The organism is Pseudomonas sp. SG20052, assembly GCF_031766055.1.
GTDB classification, from domain to species: Bacteria; Pseudomonadota; Gammaproteobacteria; order Pseudomonadales; family Pseudomonadaceae; genus Aquipseudomonas; species Aquipseudomonas mandelii.
Window position 1 is genome coordinate 4,186,149 of the sequence record NZ_CP134498.1, and the last position, 17,871, is coordinate 4,204,019.

General features: G+C 57.2%; 18 protein-coding genes and 1 pseudogene. 11 read left to right on the plus strand and 8 right to left on the minus strand.

Annotated features, from left to right (window positions below; all coding sequences use genetic code 11):
* Window positions 1-162: 162 nt before the first annotated feature.
* From RHP74_RS31440 to RHP74_RS19215, 6 genes and pseudogenes are all read left to right on the plus strand, one after another.
* Window positions 163-375, plus strand: a pseudogene (locus RHP74_RS31440) (HNH/ENDO VII family nuclease); the annotation flags it as partial.
* Window positions 372-806 (plus strand): SMI1/KNR4 family protein, encoded by a 435-nt coding sequence (locus RHP74_RS19195; protein ID WP_311096098.1) that lies wholly within the window; start codon window positions 372-374, stop codon window positions 804-806. The pseudogene RHP74_RS31440 and the gene RHP74_RS19195, both read left to right, overlap by 4 nt.
* A 248-nt stretch (window positions 807-1,054) precedes the next feature.
* Window positions 1,055-2,104, plus strand: coding sequence for a DUF6708 domain-containing protein (locus RHP74_RS19200; RefSeq protein WP_245006759.1), 1,050 nt, complete (start codon window positions 1,055-1,057; stop codon window positions 2,102-2,104).
* A 71-nt stretch (window positions 2,105-2,175) separates the two neighbouring features.
* Entirely contained in the window at window positions 2,176-3,270 is a 1,095-nt protein-coding gene (locus tag RHP74_RS19205) for a DUF6708 domain-containing protein (RefSeq protein WP_311096099.1), read from the plus strand.
* A gap of 491 nt (window positions 3,271-3,761) precedes the next feature.
* Window positions 3,762-4,139 carry a DUF6124 family protein gene (locus RHP74_RS19210; RefSeq protein WP_311096101.1) on the plus strand — a complete coding sequence of 126 codons (378 nt, stop codon included), beginning with the start codon at window positions 3,762-3,764 and terminating at the stop codon, window positions 4,137-4,139.
* Between the two features lie 18 nt (window positions 4,140-4,157).
* The gene (locus tag RHP74_RS19215; protein ID WP_311096102.1) at window positions 4,158-4,424 is read left to right on the plus strand and encodes a hypothetical protein; all 267 of its coding nucleotides are present in this window, start codon (window positions 4,158-4,160) and stop codon (window positions 4,422-4,424) included.
* A 38-nt stretch (window positions 4,425-4,462) separates the two neighbouring features.
* Here RHP74_RS19215 and RHP74_RS19220 read toward each other — a convergent pair whose 3' ends face one another.
* From RHP74_RS19220 to RHP74_RS19255, 8 genes are all read right to left on the minus strand, one after another.
* Window positions 4,463-4,888 carry a VanW family protein gene (locus tag RHP74_RS19220; protein ID WP_311096104.1) on the minus strand — a complete coding sequence of 142 codons (426 nt, stop codon included), beginning with the start codon at window positions 4,886-4,888 and terminating at the stop codon, window positions 4,463-4,465.
* A gap of 528 nt (window positions 4,889-5,416) precedes the next feature.
* The gene (locus RHP74_RS19225) at window positions 5,417-5,995 is read right to left on the minus strand and encodes a hypothetical protein (RefSeq protein WP_311096105.1); all 579 of its coding nucleotides are present in this window, start codon (window positions 5,993-5,995) and stop codon (window positions 5,417-5,419) included.
* Between the two features lie 86 nt (window positions 5,996-6,081).
* Complete coding sequence (locus RHP74_RS19230; protein ID WP_311096107.1) at window positions 6,082-6,255, minus strand: hypothetical protein; 174 nt, start codon at window positions 6,253-6,255, stop codon at window positions 6,082-6,084.
* A gap of 11 nt (window positions 6,256-6,266) precedes the next feature.
* Window positions 6,267-6,509, minus strand: coding sequence for a hypothetical protein (locus RHP74_RS19235; protein WP_145308208.1), 243 nt, complete (start codon window positions 6,507-6,509; stop codon window positions 6,267-6,269).
* Window positions 6,510-6,571: 62 nt separating this feature from the next.
* Window positions 6,572-7,627 (minus strand): lipocalin-like domain-containing protein, encoded by a 1,056-nt coding sequence (locus RHP74_RS19240; protein WP_311096109.1) that lies wholly within the window; start codon window positions 7,625-7,627, stop codon window positions 6,572-6,574.
* Window positions 7,617-10,088, minus strand: coding sequence for an FtsX-like permease family protein (locus RHP74_RS19245; RefSeq protein WP_311096110.1), 2,472 nt, complete (start codon window positions 10,086-10,088; stop codon window positions 7,617-7,619). Before RHP74_RS19245 ends, RHP74_RS19240 begins: the two co-directional genes overlap by 11 nt.
* A 1-nt stretch (window position 10,089) precedes the next feature.
* Window positions 10,090-10,758, minus strand: a complete 669-nt coding sequence (locus RHP74_RS19250; RefSeq protein WP_077749058.1) for an ABC transporter ATP-binding protein — start codon at window positions 10,756-10,758, stop codon at window positions 10,090-10,092.
* Window positions 10,759-10,938: 180 nt separating this feature from the next.
* Entirely contained in the window at window positions 10,939-12,636 is a 1,698-nt protein-coding gene (locus RHP74_RS19255; RefSeq protein WP_311096111.1) for a sulfatase-like hydrolase/transferase, read from the minus strand.
* Window positions 12,637-13,024: 388 nt separating this feature from the next.
* Between RHP74_RS19255 and RHP74_RS19260 the strand changes: the two genes are divergently transcribed.
* Genes RHP74_RS19260 through RHP74_RS19280 form a run of 5 tightly spaced genes read left to right on the plus strand, consistent with a single transcriptional unit; the run spans window position 13,025 to window position 17,871 of the window.
* Window positions 13,025-14,377, plus strand: a complete 1,353-nt coding sequence (locus RHP74_RS19260; RefSeq protein WP_010455615.1) for a UDP-glucose/GDP-mannose dehydrogenase family protein — start codon at window positions 13,025-13,027, stop codon at window positions 14,375-14,377.
* Entirely contained in the window at window positions 14,374-15,432 is a 1,059-nt protein-coding gene (locus tag RHP74_RS19265; protein ID WP_010455617.1) for an NAD-dependent epimerase, read from the plus strand. The genes RHP74_RS19260 and RHP74_RS19265 overlap by 4 nt, the downstream gene beginning before the upstream one ends.
* The gene (locus RHP74_RS19270; RefSeq protein ID WP_010455619.1) at window positions 15,429-16,175 is read left to right on the plus strand and encodes a sugar transferase; all 747 of its coding nucleotides are present in this window, start codon (window positions 15,429-15,431) and stop codon (window positions 16,173-16,175) included. The genes RHP74_RS19265 and RHP74_RS19270 overlap by 4 nt, the downstream gene beginning before the upstream one ends.
* Entirely contained in the window at window positions 16,176-16,823 is a 648-nt protein-coding gene (locus tag RHP74_RS19275) for a CpsD/CapB family tyrosine-protein kinase (RefSeq protein WP_010455621.1), read from the plus strand.
* A gap of 22 nt (window positions 16,824-16,845) precedes the next feature.
* On the plus strand, window positions 16,846-17,871 hold the full coding sequence (locus RHP74_RS19280) for a polysaccharide biosynthesis/export family protein (protein WP_010455623.1): 1,026 nt from the start codon (window positions 16,846-16,848) through the stop codon (window positions 17,869-17,871).

Here is a 17,871-nt window from a genome sequence, read left to right on the forward strand (position 1 = left end):
AAAAAAGAGACAACATGGAAAGCCCGAGGCAAAGGAACTGGTAATGAATATAAGGTCTTCCAGCAAGACATTGACTGGGACATGGAAGTAGGAGGAAAGTCAAATTATCAACGAGCTAAGGAAGGCGGGTCTCCGTTTGTGATGAAAGACGGTGTGCCGGAGCAATTGCAACTTCACCACTCTAGACAAAATGGTAAAGGCCCCCTCTTCGAACTGAGCCGAAAGACTCACCTTCAGACGAAGAAAGACAAGGGAGGCAAAGCAATTCACCCTTATGGAAGAAATAAAAACCCTGACGCACCTGTAGACAGAGAGCTATTTGACAAAGAGGTTCCTCAATATTGGAGGGATCGTGCAGCCGAGGTAAAAAAATGATACCCCAAGACTTAGTTAGCCTGATAGAAAAGCAGCCAGACAGCATACATAGAACCGACAAGGACTTGGCTATAAGCGCCCTTGAAAAACTAGGAGTCTCTCCAGACAGCGAGTTCGGTAGTATTTATATAAATTACCTACCTGCTAATTTTAAGAGCTCTGTATCTGATGAGTACATTTGTGACGTATCCGAGCCTACAGAGCAGATCTTGATGGGTACCGAGTTCATTCACGATATGTGGGAGCTACCAGAAAATTACATAGGCTTCACATCCTTGCAAGGTGAGGGAGGTTACTTGCTGGACAAAAATAGTGGTGGCGTTTGGGACTTCGACTTAGCTCAGCAAGAAGACTTCGTATCTGGCCTGATTCCTCCAAAATGGAGTGGATTTTTTGAGTTTATCAGGTGGTACCTTTCGCCAGCAGAATAAAGAAAATAGGACAGGTGTATTTTATATACACTCACGAAAATAACCCCGCTCCCTTTTTGCTTGCTGAATGGGAATGCATCTAGACAAGGTTCGGAAATTGCCCCGCCGAAACGATAGGCTCCCATAAACTTGCACGCTCCCACCGTCTCCAAGAGCAAAAAGGGGACAGATTTATTTTCACTAGAGAAAATAAATCTGTCCCTTTTTTCACCGATTACAGTGGGTCGACGTGAAACCGGAGCATCTACATGCTTGAAAACAAATATGATCGGCTGCCTCACGCAGGTGATGTCGAGAGAGAACCGGGGACTGAGATAGTCTATTTATCACCAAAACCGGTACCGACCGGAGTGCTACCTTTCAGTGCGCGCCAACTGCACCGCTATGCCAATGAAGTTTTCTTAGACTTTGCCATCTCCCGAGGAAGTTTTGAGTTTATGGCCCGAGCAGGAATTGGGGCGGTGATGTTCCTGTTAATTTTTCTTTTTTTTACAACGGGGTTTGCGTCTTGGATAAGAAGAGATGTAGAGCCGTTTTGGAGTAGTTGGCTTGATTTCTTTACAAGCATTGCGGTTTGGGGTTTTGTGGGAGCACTTGCAACTCTTTACCTTTGCGTATTTTTCTTTGCAATTCGCCAAGCCAGCAATCAACCTCCCATACGCTTCAATCGCCAGCGTCGGGAAATTGTTTATGTTCCCAAGAAGGGAATGACCCCTCGTTATGTGCCGTGGGAAGAGGTTATCGCGAGCGTTTCAGTTAGCAAGCTGATCACTCAATATGCTGTAATCCCCGAGTTCAAACTAATGATCGGACTTCGCGACAAAAATGGCGATGTGCTTTGGGTCAGTGTTCCAAGTGGAAATTTGAACCAAGCCATAGCTGAGTGGGAGGCCATACGTGTCTATATGGAGGAAGGGCCTCAAGCGTTACCCATGAAGCAATCAGATGAATTCGAAGCAGGATCAGTCGCGTATTTCCATATGTGTAGACAAGGATACCGTTCTCATCATTCATTCCTACGGTATATCTGGGGATTTTTGATTATTCAGTTTTTCAGTGGCTGGACGATACCTTGTTACATCGCAGCCTGGATCAATAACCGCCCCAAAGCCGCCTTCCCTAAAGAAATCCTGGAATGGTCAAGACCTCTCCCCCTCGAGCAACACGCTATGCCAAGCGAAGCGTTGCTCAAGGAGAGCGCCGAAATCCGGAAGGCCTTCACCAAAGGTCAGAATCTGTTGGATTACTTCAAGGTGAAATTTGCCGAACCGAACCAAGAGACTGAGGCCACCACCTGATGAGCCGTTTTGTTGAAGCATAATTACGATCGACTACCTCATGCCGGACATGCATTTTATGGTTATCCGGCTTGACACCTACTTCTCCACAGTACGACAAGTTCGATATTCGACAGCAGCGCCCCATCGCTGGTGAATATCGACGCTTTACTACTGGCGATGCGGTGTTTTTCTCGCCACTACCCGTTCCGACCGGACAAATCCCAATGGATCTCGGCGGAAGTTTTGTTGAAGTCAACGACACCTATCTGGACTTGGGTAGCAGCAATCTCACCAAGTCTTTCCAAGCACGATTAGCTGTGTCACTCCCAACAGTCGTAGTTATCGTTTGTCTATTTGTTCTCCCAACATTGATGGGCTTCGCAGCATTCATAAACCCATTCGGCAGAAGCTTCTGGTTTTACTTCAACGATTTTTTTGAGTTCGGAATATCACTAGCGCTCTGGTGTGGAGGGGGAGCAGCGCTGATTGGCCTGTACGCGATTATCAGCACCACAAGGAACAAAGCCCGCGCCAGACCCATCCGATTTAACCGTCAACGCCGAGAGGTCTGTTTCTTCCCGAATGGCTCCGACGAAGCCGTGATCCAGCCTTGGGAAGACACGGTTGCGTGGATCTCAGTCAGCACCGGACTCACTGGAGTAGGCGTAATCAGTAGCTACGCCTTTGGCATGGCCATAGATAATCCCAAGGCCGATACGGTGCACTTTCTCACACAGGAGGTCATGACTCCTGTTCATGGACTAGGCAAATGGGAAGCCATACGTGCCTACATGGAAAAAGGACCGGATTTCTGCCCTGGTAAAGCACCCTACGAGGGTCGCCACACCTTCGATAAGGAACGACAAGACATGCACGAGGAATACCAGCACAACGAACGTTCCGCATTAGGAGTTGGTTGGTGGTACCTGACACACCTGATCACTTGGTGGCGCTTTCCTTACTGGGTAGCAGAATGGGACCATCGTTTCAGCATGAAATCTCTACCTGAATCCATTGCTCAGTGGTCCAAACCGTTACCCTCTGAACAATGGGCCAAACCAAGCGCCGCTCTGAAAGAGCAAAGCATGAAGATCGAAAAAGCCTTTGCTCAAGGACATGATTTCATGGCGTACTTTAACACCAACCTAAACGAAACCAAGGCAGAAGAATCAACAAATAATTGAATGGAACTGAACAAACTTTATGGTTTTCTGCATGACACCTACCTCTCCGCAGTACGACGAGTTCGATATACAAAAGCAGCGACCTATAAAGGAAAAGGGGGACGGATTTATCTTCTATGTAACCACGAAAATAAATCTGTCCCGAGATCCGTCCCATTTGATTTCAATACATCTGACAGTCACGTCGGAGATTTCCTGCAAGCTACGGCGTATATTCGAACTTGCGCTCAGCTTCCCATGCCGATAACCTTCGACAGTCGCTGCATATTAGTGACCGGTTTTGACAGACCGAACGTTATCAAGGCATGCAAGTGCCGTCATGTGAACAGTTGGCACTTTTTTATGCCCGCCGTTCCGTATTATGGCGGCTGTGCGTGGGGCACCTTCGGGTGCGCCGGGTTCCTTGATCCTCGGTCTGTCAACCCGCGCACAGCTGCCACCCTTGTTTGACAGCGAGTAGTGGTAGCTCCATTTGATCAAGGAGATTCACCATGAAAAAGATCACCCAAAATCCCCCTGGACTCTCGGATTCGGCTGCCCCTCTAGACACGATAGAACTAAGCAAAGCCACCCAACGCGCCGTCAGCGCCCGCCTCCGCGACCCAAAAAAACCTGACCCCGTCAGCCACGTCTTCACCATCCTCCCCAACATCGACACCGAAACCCTGCTAAGTCATGCCTGCGAAACCCTCGCTTCACTCAACGTTCTCACCACTGACCTGGCCTGTGAACTCGAGGGTTCACACCGCAGCCTCGCGCTGTCGATTCAGCAATTGGCCGTCCTGGGCGAGCTGCTGGTAAACCGAGCGCTGGATAACCTCGATCCACCCGGCGAGGCGTCCGACGTTCCGTCGGGCACTGAGTCTTGAGAGAAAGGAGAATCAGCCATGGCTCGATACATGCCCATCACCGGCATCGACTGCATGATCCCTTCCCTGCTAATTGATGCTGAAGCTCCCCTCGACGTATTGCATGACACGGCGGCACATCGAATCCGCAGCGTGACCCAACTGCTGGAATCAATGGCACTGAATGAATCACTCACTGGCGAAGCCACGCTATTGCGGGATTTCGCTCAGGTAATTGCAACTCAACTACGCGACGGCTGCGATTTGCTGGATGTCATCGGTCGACGATTACAGGCACGAACTTAAACAAACAAAAAACGGGCGATCTTATGATCACCCGTTTTTCATCCATTCACCACCAACAAACTCTCCCCAACCTCACACTTAACAACCACCCAATTCCTATAAAGCCGCTCATTCCCCAACACCTCACTCCCCTGCCCTTTACTCCGCACCTCCCGCCAAATCTCATTCCCCCGAAACACCCGCCCACCCTCGCGCAAAAACCGATGCCAACCTGATAAATGTGATACCAAAAACCCCCGCAGCCGATCACACAACAATTCCCCTTCCAACTGCTGCTCGCCCACGTTCAACTTCAACTTCAACTGAAAATGCCGATCCGTCGGGTTATGCAATACCAGATCAACGTAGTTATAAAAAATCGCCGCCCCTGAACCGAATGGCAGTACCCGACCTTCATCAGGAAACCGATCGAAGCTGTGGTTTGACCGCTCCACCACTAAAAGCGGCGACTGAATGGCTACCAAATGACAGGTCCATACCTTCGACGTAACCGCGTTTGCGGGTCAGTCGGCCGACCAGGCGGCAGAGGGAAAAGTATTCACCCGACGCGATGACTATGCCGTAATTGATGACACGGCCTGTTTGAGGTTGATGACTTTGTTGTGTTGCAGCGCAAAATATCGGAGTTGCCGAGTTTACGGGTCAGCTTGGAGGTGTGTTTGAGGTAGCGAAACGGCAAGCGGGATTCGGCGTTGATGTATTGCTGCAGGTGCGTATCGCACCCGGGAGGTGTTCGCCCAGTGTAATGGCCTCGGCAATCCATGCACTGGTAAAGAGCCTTGCCACTGGGCGAACGGGAAGTATTTTAATGGAAGTTGGCGAAGTTGTCCGCATACATAATCATGAAATTTATCGATACAACATTAATTAAATGTCATCTTAAATATTATTTGTACGACAACAAAAACTCACCAGTTCGACCATTAAAACTGATTGTTCTTATACAAAAAAACTGTACGAGAACAATCAATATATAGAGCTAATACTCAACTTCAGTGTTTACTGGTCACTGTGAGGATATCGGTGTAGGTCACGACGACACTCTGTCCAACTTTCAGGTCTTTCAATTTTGCTTGAACTTCGGGCCGTACAACGTCGATGGTTTTGGACTGACCAGCAGGGTTTTCGAAGGTCAGCTGGTTCTTCTTCAGGTCGATTTTGGTGATTTTCAGCTGAACCTGCACCTGGCGGTAGGCTTGGCCGCCCGGGTTGTCGCTGCCGGGGGCGGCTCGGACTTCGCCGGTGCGCTCGACAGTGCCTGGCAAGCCTTTGTCGACATCGGTGTCGAGGTAGGCGGCGACAGAACTGGTGACCTTGATGTCGACTTGATCGCCGACTTTCAGATTACCGAGGTTTTTCGCCTTATCGGTCAGCTGTACATGGACCTGACGACCTTCCGGCCCTTCCAGGACAACCCGGTGATTAGCCGCGTCGACCGAGACGACTTTGGTGGTGACTTGATCCGCTTCCACAACGGCAGACAGCGGAATATCCGCAGCCATGGCGCCAAGGCTGGTGGCAGACAGCAAGGTAGCGAGGGTGATGGCTTTCGTCAGTGCGTGGAGTTTCATAAGCATACTTTCCCTGTGATTGGGTGGCAGCAGACGGCTCTGGCCCGAGGGTCAGCGCCGACTGTGCAACTCAGCATAGACGCAGTTCAGGGATTTTTTGCAGTTTCTTGCGCGGTGGATTCACCGCTTTGCGTGCCCTTGCCGCTTTCCTTGCGCCGGGTCGGATCGGTGGGGCGCAGGGCATCGTTGTCGCGTTCGACTTCGCCGGGTGGTCGCGGTTCGTCAGTGTGTTCGGCGGTGTCGGGGGATTGGGGTTTCATGGTGGTTCTCCTCAGGCTTCGGGATCATCGACTTCTTGTGCAACGTTCACCGCGGGCGAGTCTTTGTGGGATTGCTCGGCCTTGGCCTTCAAGGTCTGCCACTGTTCCAGGTCAATGGCGCCCTGCCCCAGCAAGTCGTCGGCCACCCGCAGCAGTTCGCTGTAGTGGGCGTCGGGGGATTGCTGCCAGTAGGCCTTGTCTTCGAACAGGCGCTGCCAGGCATCGAGGTCAGGTGGCTTGAGGTCTTCGCTCATGACGGGCTCCATTGAATGGGCTTGTTAACTTAGGAGGCCGTCGCCGAACCGAGAGTTCCGACTCAATACCCGGTCATTTCCAGATAACCCGTGCCGCCGTTGAATTGCACGGGGCCTTCCCAGTAAGGAATGCGCAAATCCATCCAGGCGTTGGGATTGAGGGCGGTGATGGAGATGTCGAGGTGTTTGGCCGGGATTTTGATCGCCCAGCGCACCGGCATTTCACGCCCGGCGACTTTGGCGGTGTCTTGCGGTGTGAGGCTGATGTCCGAGGCGTGCAATGACTGAGCCTGGCCTTGAGCATCGATCCACGTGCCTGTGAGGTAAGGCGCGCCGTCCTTTTGCCGCATGCGATAAAGCATGACCTGTTCGCCGCTGTCCAGGTGCAGCGAAAACCAGTCCCATCCTGTCTGGTTCGCAGTCAGCGGCTGACTGCTCCACTCGCGATCGAGCCAGGCCGGACCGCTGACCTGATAAGTCTTGCCGTCGATTTCCAGCGCGCCGCTGGCCTGGAAAAACGGTTGGCTGTAGTAATACGACGCCTGCCCTTGTTCGGATTTCTGACTGAAACCCTTGTCACCCTGAAGCACCAGCGGGCGGGTGGACGTTAGCCGCAGTTGGTAGCTGAAGCCCTTGTCCCGCGCGCTGAGTTGCAGGTCCGCCAAGGCGTCGGCCCCCTGGCTGCTGAAGCGCCAATCGTCGATCCAGGCATTGAACGGTGCGAGACTCACCCCTGCCTGACCCACGCCACCACGGGCGTAACGTTCGGCCGCGTGATGGGCCGTTGCCGACGTCACGGCTGCGTGCCCCAGCCAAATGGTATGATTGCCCCAACCCGACTGCTCCGGGACAGCTTTCAACGCGCTGCGAAACAACGTCCATTGCACGCCGAACTCGCGGCCCTGATCGTCCTTGAGATTGGCAGTGACGTACCACCATTCGATGCGAAAGCCATCGTGAGGACCGTGATCTGCCGGGAAGCTGAATTCTCGCCCGGGCACTACCGGTGTGAATACGGAGGCGTCACCACCCAGACCTGCGAAGCCCTTCTCGTCAGGCGCGGGGTTGTCGCAGCCGCTCAACAAAACCAATAGCAATACGCCGACCTTAATCCTCATGCGCAAACGTCCTCAGCAGATCCGCCGGTTGCGTGCGGTACAGCGAATACAGCGGCCACGCCGACGCCAGTAACGTTGCGAGCAACGCCAGCCCCATCAATTGCAGCAGCTGCAACGGAAACACCCGCAACGGCAATCGCCAGCCAAACGCTTGCACGTTGATCACCGTGTCCAGGCACCACGCCAACGCGATCCCCAACGGCAATGCCAGCACCAGCGTCAGCACCGCCAGCAGCCAGGTTTGTCCGAGGTTGAGCAGCATCAATTGCCGGCGCGTCACGCCCAGCGCCCACAGCGGCGCGAGTTGGCCGAGGCGGCTCTGGCTTTGGGTCAGCAGGCTGATGAACAACGCCACACCGGCGACGGCCAGGGTCAGGCTGTTGAGCGCCGCGGTGGCGGCGAAGGTGCGTTCAAACACCTGCGTGGACCAGCCCTTGAGGCGCGCCTGATCGACGATACGGCTGTCGTCCAGGGTAAAACGGCTTTGCAGCGTTTTGAGGAATGGTGCAATCAACGCGGGCTCGATGCGCAGGTTGAAACGATTGGGCGTGAGCTGCGGCCACCCGCGCAGCAAATGGTTGGCGTTCACCAGAAGGTGCCCCTTGGGATTGCCGTAGTCGGCGTAAATCCCGACGATCCGAGGTGACCACGGGCCGCCCGGTGTGGGGATGGTCAAATGATCGCCGAGCCGCACCTTCAACCGGCGGGCCAGTTGTTCGCTGAGCATCAGCGCATCGTCCTTGGCCAAACGGTCCCAAGGATTGTCGCCCAAGGCTTCCAGCAGCGGCCAATGCTGGCGATAGGTCGGGTGATCGATCACGCCGAAGATATCCGCCGGCCAGCCTTGCAGCTGGATCGATACCTGCCAGTTGGGCAGCACGGCAGTCAATGAAGGTTGCTGTTTGAGCCAGCTGTGCAGCTCTCGGGACTGGGCCGGGTTTTGCGGATTGACGTAAAGTTCGGCGGTCAGGCGTTGTTCGAGCCAGTCGTTGAAGGTCTGGCGAAAACCGGCGGTCATGCTGCCGGCACCGATGTTCGCCGCCAGCGCCAACAGCAGCGCCATCAGCGCCAGGCTCAGCGCCGGCAGTTGCTGACGGCAGTCGGCGAGAAACCATTGGCCGAGCACCGAATGACTGCGGCTCAGTGCCAGGTTCAAGACCAGATTCAGCACCACCGGCAAGGCCAGTGCGGCACCGATCAGCAGAGTTGCCATCAGCACAAAACCACTGGCCAGGCTGTCCCCCCGGAACAAGGCGATAAGCGCGATGACAGCGGCCAGTGCCGCGACCCAACCCTGACGCCGTAACCAGCGCGCGTGAGCCTGATGCCAGGCTTGCGGATCGGCCAGGGCCAGCAACGGCAGGCGCGCCGCCCGCAGCAGACTGTTGGCCCCGGCCAGCAGCGCACCCAGCAGGCTCAAGCCCACCCCGCTGAACCACCACCACGGACTGAGGCTCAACTGCCCCGCCACTTCGGCGCCGTACAAACCGCGCAGGCTGGCGGCCACGTCCGGCAACAATACGCTGGCCAGCAGGTAGCCGCTGGCGACGCCGGCAATACCGCCGATCATCGCCAGTGCTCCGAGTTCAACCACCAGACAGGTGATCAACATTCGGGCGCTGACCCCACAGGCGCGCAGGGTTCTGAGCAAGCCTCGACGTTGCTCCAACGCCAGCCCGATCGCGGCGTGAACGATGAACAGGCCGACCACGAAGGACAGAAAACCCAAGGCATCGAGATTCAAGTGAAAGCTTTCCGTCAGCCGCGAGAGATTGTTTTCTTCACCGCTGGTTTTGAGCTGCAACTGGCCTTTGTATTGATCGGGCAGTGCGGCGCTGAAATCCTTGGGCAACAACAGGCGCGACAGTTGCTCCGGCAGGCCGAGAATCTGCTGGGCGAAGCCGATGTCCACCAGCAACATGCCGGGGGCCATATCGGTTTGGACGTGCAGCGGTGGCAGAATCTCGCCATTAGAGTTCACTGGCCGTTCACCTTCGTGCAGACCCAACGCCTGCAAGGTCTGCGGTGAGATCCAGGTGCGGCCCGGCGGGGTGAAAAATTCGACAATCTGCTCGATCGCCAACGACCGCCCCGCCACCGCCGAGCCGGCCGGCAGCGACACCGGTTCGATGCCCATCAGCTGCAGACGTTGCTCCTCATGGCCCTTGAGCGTCACCCGCCCTTGCAGCACGGGCGAGACCGGCCAGCCCGCGCGTCGCAGGTCGACAAACACTTGCTGGGAAAAAGTCGCGCCACTGGGCGCACTGAGGCTGGCCTGCGGTTCACCGCCGATCAACTGACTGGCTCGCGCATAACTTTCACGCGCCTGGCTGTTCAGCGCCTCTACACCGGTCAGCAGGCTGGTGGCGAGCCAGAGCCCGGTCAGCACACTGAAAAATTGCACCGGGTGCTGCCACCAATGGCTGAGCAACGCCCGCAGCGTTTCGCGAAAGACGCGCACCTCAGTGTTCGCCCGCGCCAGCCAGACGGCCGCGATGCAGCACCACCTTCTCCGCCAGCCGTGCGGCAACGCGATGACTATGCGTGACCATCAACAAGGTGGTCGGACTGTCGTCGAGCAATTCCAGCAGCAACTTCAACACTTCATCGCTGGTGGCTTCATCGAGGCTGCCGGTGGGCTCGTCGGCCAGCAACAATTTGGGCTTCGACGCCAGGGCGCGGCCCAAAGCGACTCGCTGCTGTTGCCCACCGGAGAGCTGCTCCGGGTAACGCCGCAGCAAATCACTCAAGCCCAGCCGCTGCACCAGGTGCGCCTGCCAGCGCGGATCATGCCGCCCGGCCAGGCGTGCCTGAAAAGCCAGATTGTCCTCGACCCGCAGGCTGCCGATCAGGTTGAACTGCTGGAACACCAGGCCGATTTCAGTCCGTCGCCAGTTCGCCAGCTGCCCTTCGTTCATCTGGTCCAGCCGATGCTCGCCGCTTTGAATGCTGCCGCGATCGACCTTGTCGAGGCCGGCGATCAAGTGCAGCAAGGTGCTCTTGCCACTGCCCGACTCACCCATCAGCGCCAGGCTGCTGCCGGGTTTCAATGTCAGGTCGACACCTTGCAACACCGGCAAAGGACCTTGCGGAGTGGCGTAGCTTTTAAAGACGCCTTGGACCTGAAGCATGAAGGGAGGCTCGCTGAAGTCAGAGCGCCTAGGATAGCCGAGAGTACATCCGAAAACTTCTCTCTGATCTGGCTGACGCCATCGCGAGCAGGCTCACTCCCACAGGGGACTTTTGAACGACACACACCCCTGCAGGAGCGAGTCTGCTCGCGATGAGGCCGGATCAGTCAACCAAAAACCTCACTGCCCCACAGCAACATTTGTAGGCGCCTGCGAAGGCGTCACAATGCTGTTCAGATCAATATACTTCCACTCAGGCTTCGCCCCCAGCCGCGCATTGAACCGATAGTTGAACGTAAAGTCGTCCGCCGTCGGCACACTCAACGGCTTGCCATAAACCGCCTCGATCCCCGCCAGGTCATAGCCCATCAACTGCAACAATGTCGGGAAGATGTTGTAGTGACTCGACCGATCCTTGTTCGCGGCCAGCGCTTTCTGCCAATCCAGCGTGCGCAACTGATCCCCTTGAATCACCACCAGCGGCACCAAGCCCTCCTCCGCCACCGGATCACCGCCGCAGTGCAAATTCAACCCGGGATTGCCCCGTTCATGCAGGTCCTGCCCATGGTCCGAGGTGTAGATCAGCAGCGCATTGCTCATGTCTGCCTGGGCAAACACCCGTGAGAAAAACTCCCCGACGTTCCACAGCAAGGTGTTCTTGTAGGCGTTGCGGTAGAGCACCCAGTCATCCGGCTGACCGTTGAAACCATCGCGCTTGCCGGTGTCCGCGATCTCGACAAACTGCCCCCGAGGCAATGTCGGACGATAGGCCATGAACGCATCCGGGTACTTGTCATGCACCGGAAAATGCGCGCCCACCTTGTTGATCACCACCAGCTCGGGCTTGCCGTCGTTGAGCAGGTCGATCAGTTTCGCCGCGGCCGCCATGTCGCGATCACGCACGCTGGCCTGGTCGAATTGCACAAACTCGTCGATGTCCTTTTTCTCGGCGTCGTTCATCAGGTTCTGCAAGTTGCCCCCGGTGCGCTGGGCATCGATGTAGACGGTGCGCAGGCCGGCCTTCTTCGCGTACTGCCAGATCGACGGCATCGTGCTGTTGATACGCATGTAGTCGGCGCGGGTGCCGCCGTACCGCAGGGTGATGTTGGTGTCGGCGCTGCAATTGGCAATGGACGCGGCGTAACCGTAATTGAAGATCGAGACGCCCGGGCGCGGTTCCTTGAGGTTGCTGTGCACACCGAACGGGGCGTTGATGTCCAGGTAGTTGCCGGAAATGCTTTCGTCGATGATCAGAACGATGTCGTGCCCCGGCGGCGCGTCGTTGCGCGCCAGGCTCACAGGCTCGCGTGGGCCGACGGTGTTGTGCAGGGCTTCATAGGTGAACAGGTTCAAGTAGGCCAGCGGCGTGTACATGATCGGCAGGCCACGGGCGCCTTCGCCGGCTCGCACGAACAACACCGCACTGAGCAGCAGCACTCCGAGCACCGGCGCCGCCACCAGCAACGCACCGGGCAGCGGCATTCGCCGACGCGGTTTGAGCCCGATACCAAACAACAGCAGCAAGCCGCCGACCACCCCGCTGATGATCGCGTCGCGGTACTGGTACGCCGCCTCCTGAATGAACCCGCCGGAATACACCAGCGACACGAAGCTGCTGTAGGTCAGGTAGTCGGCCGTGACGCGGGTATAGACATCGAAAAACACGGCGGACACAAACATCATCAGAGCAAATAGATGACGGATCAGCGTCTGGCGAATGTACGCGGTCATGAACAGCGCCACGGTCAGCCCGATAAACATCCCGCCAAACAGCAGCACCGGCAAACTCATTCCCAACGCGCTCAGGCGCTCCAGGTAATAGTCGTAATTTTTGAATAAATAGAGAACTAAGAGCAGTTCTTTGAGATATCGAATCATAGTATTTCCGATGCTCGCGGCCGTCCGTTGGCCAATAGATTGTCAGCCATTTTTTGACACTAGCACCGGGCCATCAAAGCGCAAGAAATGTCGGGTTTTTACACAAAGCGTCAAAAAAACGTTGACTCAAATCTGACACACCTGACCGGCTACAACCCTTGTGTTTCAAGCCCTACGACCGTTTATCGTTTTCTTCGAATTGTGAAAAACCCGTCAAAACCGCGGCAAATCCAGCAGTGGCAAGCACTTGATGGCAAAACGCCCCAAAAATGGGGCTGTTATAGCTGCGCAACATGTCATTTTGCTGACACGTTTTCCCAACGCTGGGCTATACCCCTTTTGACAGTCTTATTTCAGTTCTTTCAACCGTCTTACGAGGCACGCCAATATGGACGTGAGCGTATTTGGTACGGGCTACGTCGGCCTGATACAAGCAGCGGCACTGGCCGATGTCGGACATCGTGTCTTATGTGTCGACATCGATCCCAACAAGATCAAGCAATTGCAACAGGCCGTGCCGCCGATCAGCGAACCGGGGTTATCCGGCACGCTGGAAGAGAACATCAAGGCCGGCCGTTTGCTGTTCACGACCCAGGCCAGCGATGCGGTCGAACACGCCGAGCTGATTTTCATCGCCGTCGGCACGCCCGCCGATGAAGACGGGTCGGCCGACCTCAGTCACGTACTGAATGTGGCCCGCCAGATCGCCAGTTACATGGAGGCCGATCGCACCCTGATCATCAAGTCCACCGTGCCGGTCGGCACCGCGGACCAGGTGGCCGCCACCGCCCACGAAGAACTGCTTCGTCGCGGCAAGAGCACCCTCAATGTGCGGGTGGTCTCCAACCCCGAGTTTCTCAAGGAAGGCAGCGCCCTCGCCGATTGCATGCGCCCGGACCGGATCATCGTCGGCACCGACGACGAGGAAGCCCGCGGCCAGCTCAGCGAGCTCTATGCGCCATTCTGCCGCAACCATGAAAAGCTCATGTTCATGGACAACCGCAGCGCCGAGCTGACCAAATACGCAGCCAACGCGATGCTCGCCACGCGCATCAGCTTCATGAACGAACTGGCGAACCTCACCGAGCTGCTGGGGGCCGATATCGAAGCGGTTCGCAAAGGCATCGGTTCGGACCCGCGCATCGGTTACCACTTCATCTACCCAGGTTGCGGTTTCGGTGGCTCGTGCTTCCCCAAGGATCTGCGTGCCCTGCTGCATACCGCCGAACACAACGGCATGCCGCTGCGCTTGCTGCGTAGCGTCACCGACGTCAACGACAGCCAACGCCACATTCTTTTCAGCAAACTGAAAGCACAATTCCCCGATGGGCTGGCCGGTAAATCCATCGCGATCTGGGGCCTGGCGTTCAAGCCCAACACCGATGACATGCGCGAAGCCCCCAGCCGTTACCTGATGGATGCGTTATGGGCTGAAGGCGCGAGCGTGCAGGCCTATGACCCGGAAGCCATGTCCGAATGCCGACGCATCTACGGCTACCGCAATGACCTGCACCTGTGCGCCACCCGCGACGACACGCTGGAGGACGCCGACGCCTTGGTGATCTGCACCGAGTGGAAAAACTTCCGTGTGGTCGACTTTGAATTGCTGGCAAGCAAACTGCGTTCGCGGGTGATCGTCGACGGTCGCAACCTCTACAACCCGGAACAGGTAGCGGCCGCCGGTTTGCACTACAGCGGCATCGGCCTGCGGCACATCGTTCCCGAGGCGCCGCGGCCATGAAGATTCTCGTCACCGGAGCGGCCGGTTTCATTGGTGCCCATTGCGTGTTGCGGTTGATCCGTGACGGGCATCAGGTGTTCGGCCTCGACAATTTTAATGATTACTACGATCCGCAACTCAAACACGACCGCGTGAATTGGGTGCAGGAGCAGGTTGGCGCTTTCCAGCTCGCGACGGTTGACCTGGCCGACGGTCCCGCCATCGAGGCCCTGTTTGTCCGTGAAAAGCCCGAGGTGGTGATTCACCTCGCGGCCCAGGCCGGGGTGCGTTACTCCCTGGAGAACCCACGGGCTTACCTCGACAGCAATTTGAGCGGGTTCCTCAACATTCTCGAAAGCTGCCGCAACCACCCGGTCAAGCACCTGGTCTACGCCTCGTCCAGTTCGGTGTATGGCGCAAACCAGCACACGCCTTACTCAGTGAAGGACGGCGTCAACCATCCGCTGTCGCTGTACGCCGCGACCAAGAAAGCCAACGAGCTGATGGCCCACAGCTACAGCCACCTGTTCGGCATTCCCTGCACCGGCCTGCGTTTTTTCACCGTGTACGGGCCCTGGGGTCGGCCGGACATGTCGCCGATCCAGTTCGCCCGGGCGATTGCCGAAGGGCAGCCACTGAAGTTGTTCAACTACGGCGAACACCAGCGCGATTTCACCTACATCGACGACATCATCGAGAGCATCGCACGCCTGATCGACCGTCCACCGCAAGCCAACGCCGAATGGGACCGTGAACAACCGGACCCGGCCAGCAGCATGGCGCCGTGGCGGATCTTCAACATCGGCGGCCAGCACCCGGTGGAACTCAAGGATTACCTGGCGCTGCTGGAAAAACACCTTGGACAAAAAGCCCTCGTCGAGTTGCTGCCACTGCAGCCAGGCGACGTGCTCAACACCTGCGCCGATGCCAGCGACCTGGCTCGGGCAACCGGATTTCAGCCTTGTATCGAGCTGGATGAAGGACTCGGGCGCTTCATCGCCTGGTTCCGCGATTACTACCCACTGCCTATCGCCCACGCGCCGCTAGCGGCTGAACTTCAGCGGAGGATTCTATGACTGGACATGAAAAAACGGTGCCGATGCAACAGATGCGCCGAGACAAGCGCCTGGACCCGGAGCACCGAATGCGCCTCGACACCGCGATCCATATGCAGGGTCGTGGCTGGATGACCGGCCGTGACGGCGGTCGCCCCTGGACGCTGTCGCGCACCAACCGCGTGGTCGCCTGCCTCGGTGCGTTGGTGATTCTGCTGCTGATCTCGCCCATCTTGTTGGGCCTGGCACTGGCGATCAAATTCAGCAGCCCGGGACCGGTGATGTTCGTGCAGAAACGCACGGGCTACCGCGGTCGCATGTTCGGCATGTACAAGTTCCGCACCATGGTGGCCAACGCCGAGGAGCTTAAAGAGTCCCTGCGTCACCTGAACAAGCACGGAGCCGACGCGATCGATTTCAAGATCGACAAGGACCCGCGCATCACCGGCATCGGTGGTTTCCTGCGGCGCAGCAGCCTGGATGAGCTGCCGAACCTGATCAATGTGGTGATGGGCGACATGCGCCTGGTGGGCCCGCGGCCAACCTCGTTCAACGCCTACCGCTACAAGGACAATCACCTTGCACGCCTGAGCATCTACCCCGGCATGACCGGCCTGTGGCAGATCTCCGGGCGCAGCAACATCGACTTCGACCAGCGCGTTGAGTTGGACCTCAGCTATATCGCCGAGCAGAGCCTGTTGCTTGATCTGAAGATCCTGTTGAAAACCCCCTTCAAAGTATTCAGCGGCCACGGAGCGAGTTAAATGGACGGTTCATCAGCCAAAAGCCTAAGCATTGCCAACCCGAGCGAGTCCAACCTGACCTCGACCGTGCTCGATCAAGATCTGCGGATCCTATTTCTAACCGCCGCCAACCCCGGCGCCGGCACCACCACCAGTGCCCTGGCGCTGGCCAGTCAGCTGGCGAAAATGAGCAGCGGCGAAGTGTTGCTGGTCGATGCCAGTCAGTCATCGACCAACCTCACGCAACAGATGGGGCTGACCAAGGAGCGCGGTTTTCGCGACCTGCTGTTCAACACCCAGAGCCCGCCCCTGCTGCAGGACTGCGTGGTGAACGTCTCCAGCCTGCCCTTCCACATCCTGCCCAACGGCCGGTATGTGCGTGGCACCGAGCACCTGACCCCTGAACGCCTGGGCCCGTTGCTCGATCAGCTCGGCAGTCAGTATCGCTTTGTGGTGATCGACGGCGACGCGGTGTATTCCGCCGCCGACACCATGATCATCAGTACCCAGGTGGACGGCGTGATCATGGTCGTGCGCTCCGAAGACACGCGCTGGGAAGTAGCCCAGGCGGCGGTTCAGCGCTTGACCCAGGCCGGCGCGAAACTGGTCGGCAGCGTCTTCAACCGGCGCAAGTACTACATGCCGAAATGGCTCTACAAAAACCTGTGAGCAATCAGAAAAGGATGACGACATGAACGCCAAAATGCTTGTCCTGCTGTTGCTGCCGCTTGCAGGTTGCTCCAGCACTTCCGAAACCCAGAACATGCCGGTGAATATCCTCACGGCCTCACCGGCCAACGCCCAGGCCACTGACATGCCCAAGGTCGAACAGACCTTGCGGCCACAGGATGTGCTGGACGTGATCTTTCACATCAGCACCAGCGGCTCGGACGCCTACCGCATCCAGTCCGGCGACCAGATCGGCCTGAATTTCACCGCTGCCAGCCAGCTCAACGGCAATCAGCTGGTGCTGCCCGATGGCACCATTGAACTGCCGGGCGCCAACACCTCGGTGAAAATCGCCGGGCTGACGTCCGAACAGGCGCGTGAGGAAATCCAGCGCGCCTACCAGCGCAAACAGCTGTTCCAGCCGAACCGCAACCAGTTGTCCGTGCAGGTCATCAGCCCGCTGAGCAACGAGTCGAACCTCAAAAGTGCCCTGAACCACCCCGCTACAGGCATGAGCCGGGAGATCACCGTGGGCACCGACGGTTACGCCAGCTTCCCGGAAATCGGCGCCGTGCCGCTGCAAGGCATGACCGTCAATCAACTGGAAACCTTCCTCAACCAACGCTACGCGAAGCTGCCGGGGCGGATGACCGTCGACGTGCTGCTGAAGTCCACGGCGGGTAACGAAATCTATGTGCTGGGCGAAGTTGGCCAACCGGGGTCCTACCCGATCCGCCGGCCGGTCTCGGTGCTTGAAGCGCTGACCCTGGCCCGTGGCAGCAACACCAAGGCGCGGCTCGATTCGGTAATGATCATGCGCCGCAATGGCAACCAGGTGCAGGCCGTGCGCTACGACGTCGAAAAGGCTTTGGCCGGCGATGCGTCGCAGATTGCGTACCTGCAACCGGACGACATGCTCTATGTGCCGAAGACCAAACTGGCGAGCGCCGGTGAGCTCGCGCGGCAACTGGCAGACGTGGTGTTGTTCCAGGGCGTGGGCTTCAGCTTCGGCTACCGCGTCGACAACAAAGACAGTGACAGCAACTAA

Bases quoted from the DNA above. Each gene is read 5' to 3' on its own strand.
- RHP74_RS19270 (WP_010455619.1), top strand. From the start codon at position 15,429: ATGACTGGACATGAAAAAACGGTGCCGATGCAACAGATGCGCCGAGAC.
- RHP74_RS19255 (WP_311096111.1), bottom strand. From the start codon at position 12,636: ATGATTCGATATCTCAAAGAACTGCTCTTAGTTCTCTATTTATTCAAA.
- RHP74_RS19200 (WP_245006759.1), top strand. From the start codon at position 1,055: ATGCTTGAAAACAAATATGATCGGCTGCCTCACGCAGGTGATGTCGAG.
- RHP74_RS19280 (WP_010455623.1), top strand. From the start codon at position 16,846: ATGAACGCCAAAATGCTTGTCCTGCTGTTGCTGCCGCTTGCAGGTTGC.
- RHP74_RS19275 (WP_010455621.1), top strand. From the start codon at position 16,176: ATGGACGGTTCATCAGCCAAAAGCCTAAGCATTGCCAACCCGAGCGAG.
- RHP74_RS19260 (WP_010455615.1), top strand. From the start codon at position 13,025: ATGGACGTGAGCGTATTTGGTACGGGCTACGTCGGCCTGATACAAGCA.
- RHP74_RS19265 (WP_010455617.1), top strand. From the start codon at position 14,374: ATGAAGATTCTCGTCACCGGAGCGGCCGGTTTCATTGGTGCCCATTGC.
- RHP74_RS19215 (WP_311096102.1), top strand. From the start codon at position 4,158: ATGGCTCGATACATGCCCATCACCGGCATCGACTGCATGATCCCTTCC.
- RHP74_RS19250 (WP_077749058.1), bottom strand. From the start codon at position 10,758: ATGCTTCAGGTCCAAGGCGTCTTTAAAAGCTACGCCACTCCGCAAGGT.
- RHP74_RS19240 (WP_311096109.1), bottom strand. From the start codon at position 7,627: ATGAGGATTAAGGTCGGCGTATTGCTATTGGTTTTGTTGAGCGGCTGC.
- RHP74_RS19230 (WP_311096107.1), bottom strand. From the start codon at position 6,255: ATGAAACCCCAATCCCCCGACACCGCCGAACACACTGACGAACCGCGA.
- RHP74_RS19195 (WP_311096098.1), top strand. From the start codon at position 372: ATGATACCCCAAGACTTAGTTAGCCTGATAGAAAAGCAGCCAGACAGC.
- RHP74_RS19235 (WP_145308208.1), bottom strand. From the start codon at position 6,509: ATGAGCGAAGACCTCAAGCCACCTGACCTCGATGCCTGGCAGCGCCTG.
- RHP74_RS19225 (WP_311096105.1), bottom strand. From the start codon at position 5,995: ATGAAACTCCACGCACTGACGAAAGCCATCACCCTCGCTACCTTGCTG.
- RHP74_RS19210 (WP_311096101.1), top strand. From the start codon at position 3,762: ATGAAAAAGATCACCCAAAATCCCCCTGGACTCTCGGATTCGGCTGCC.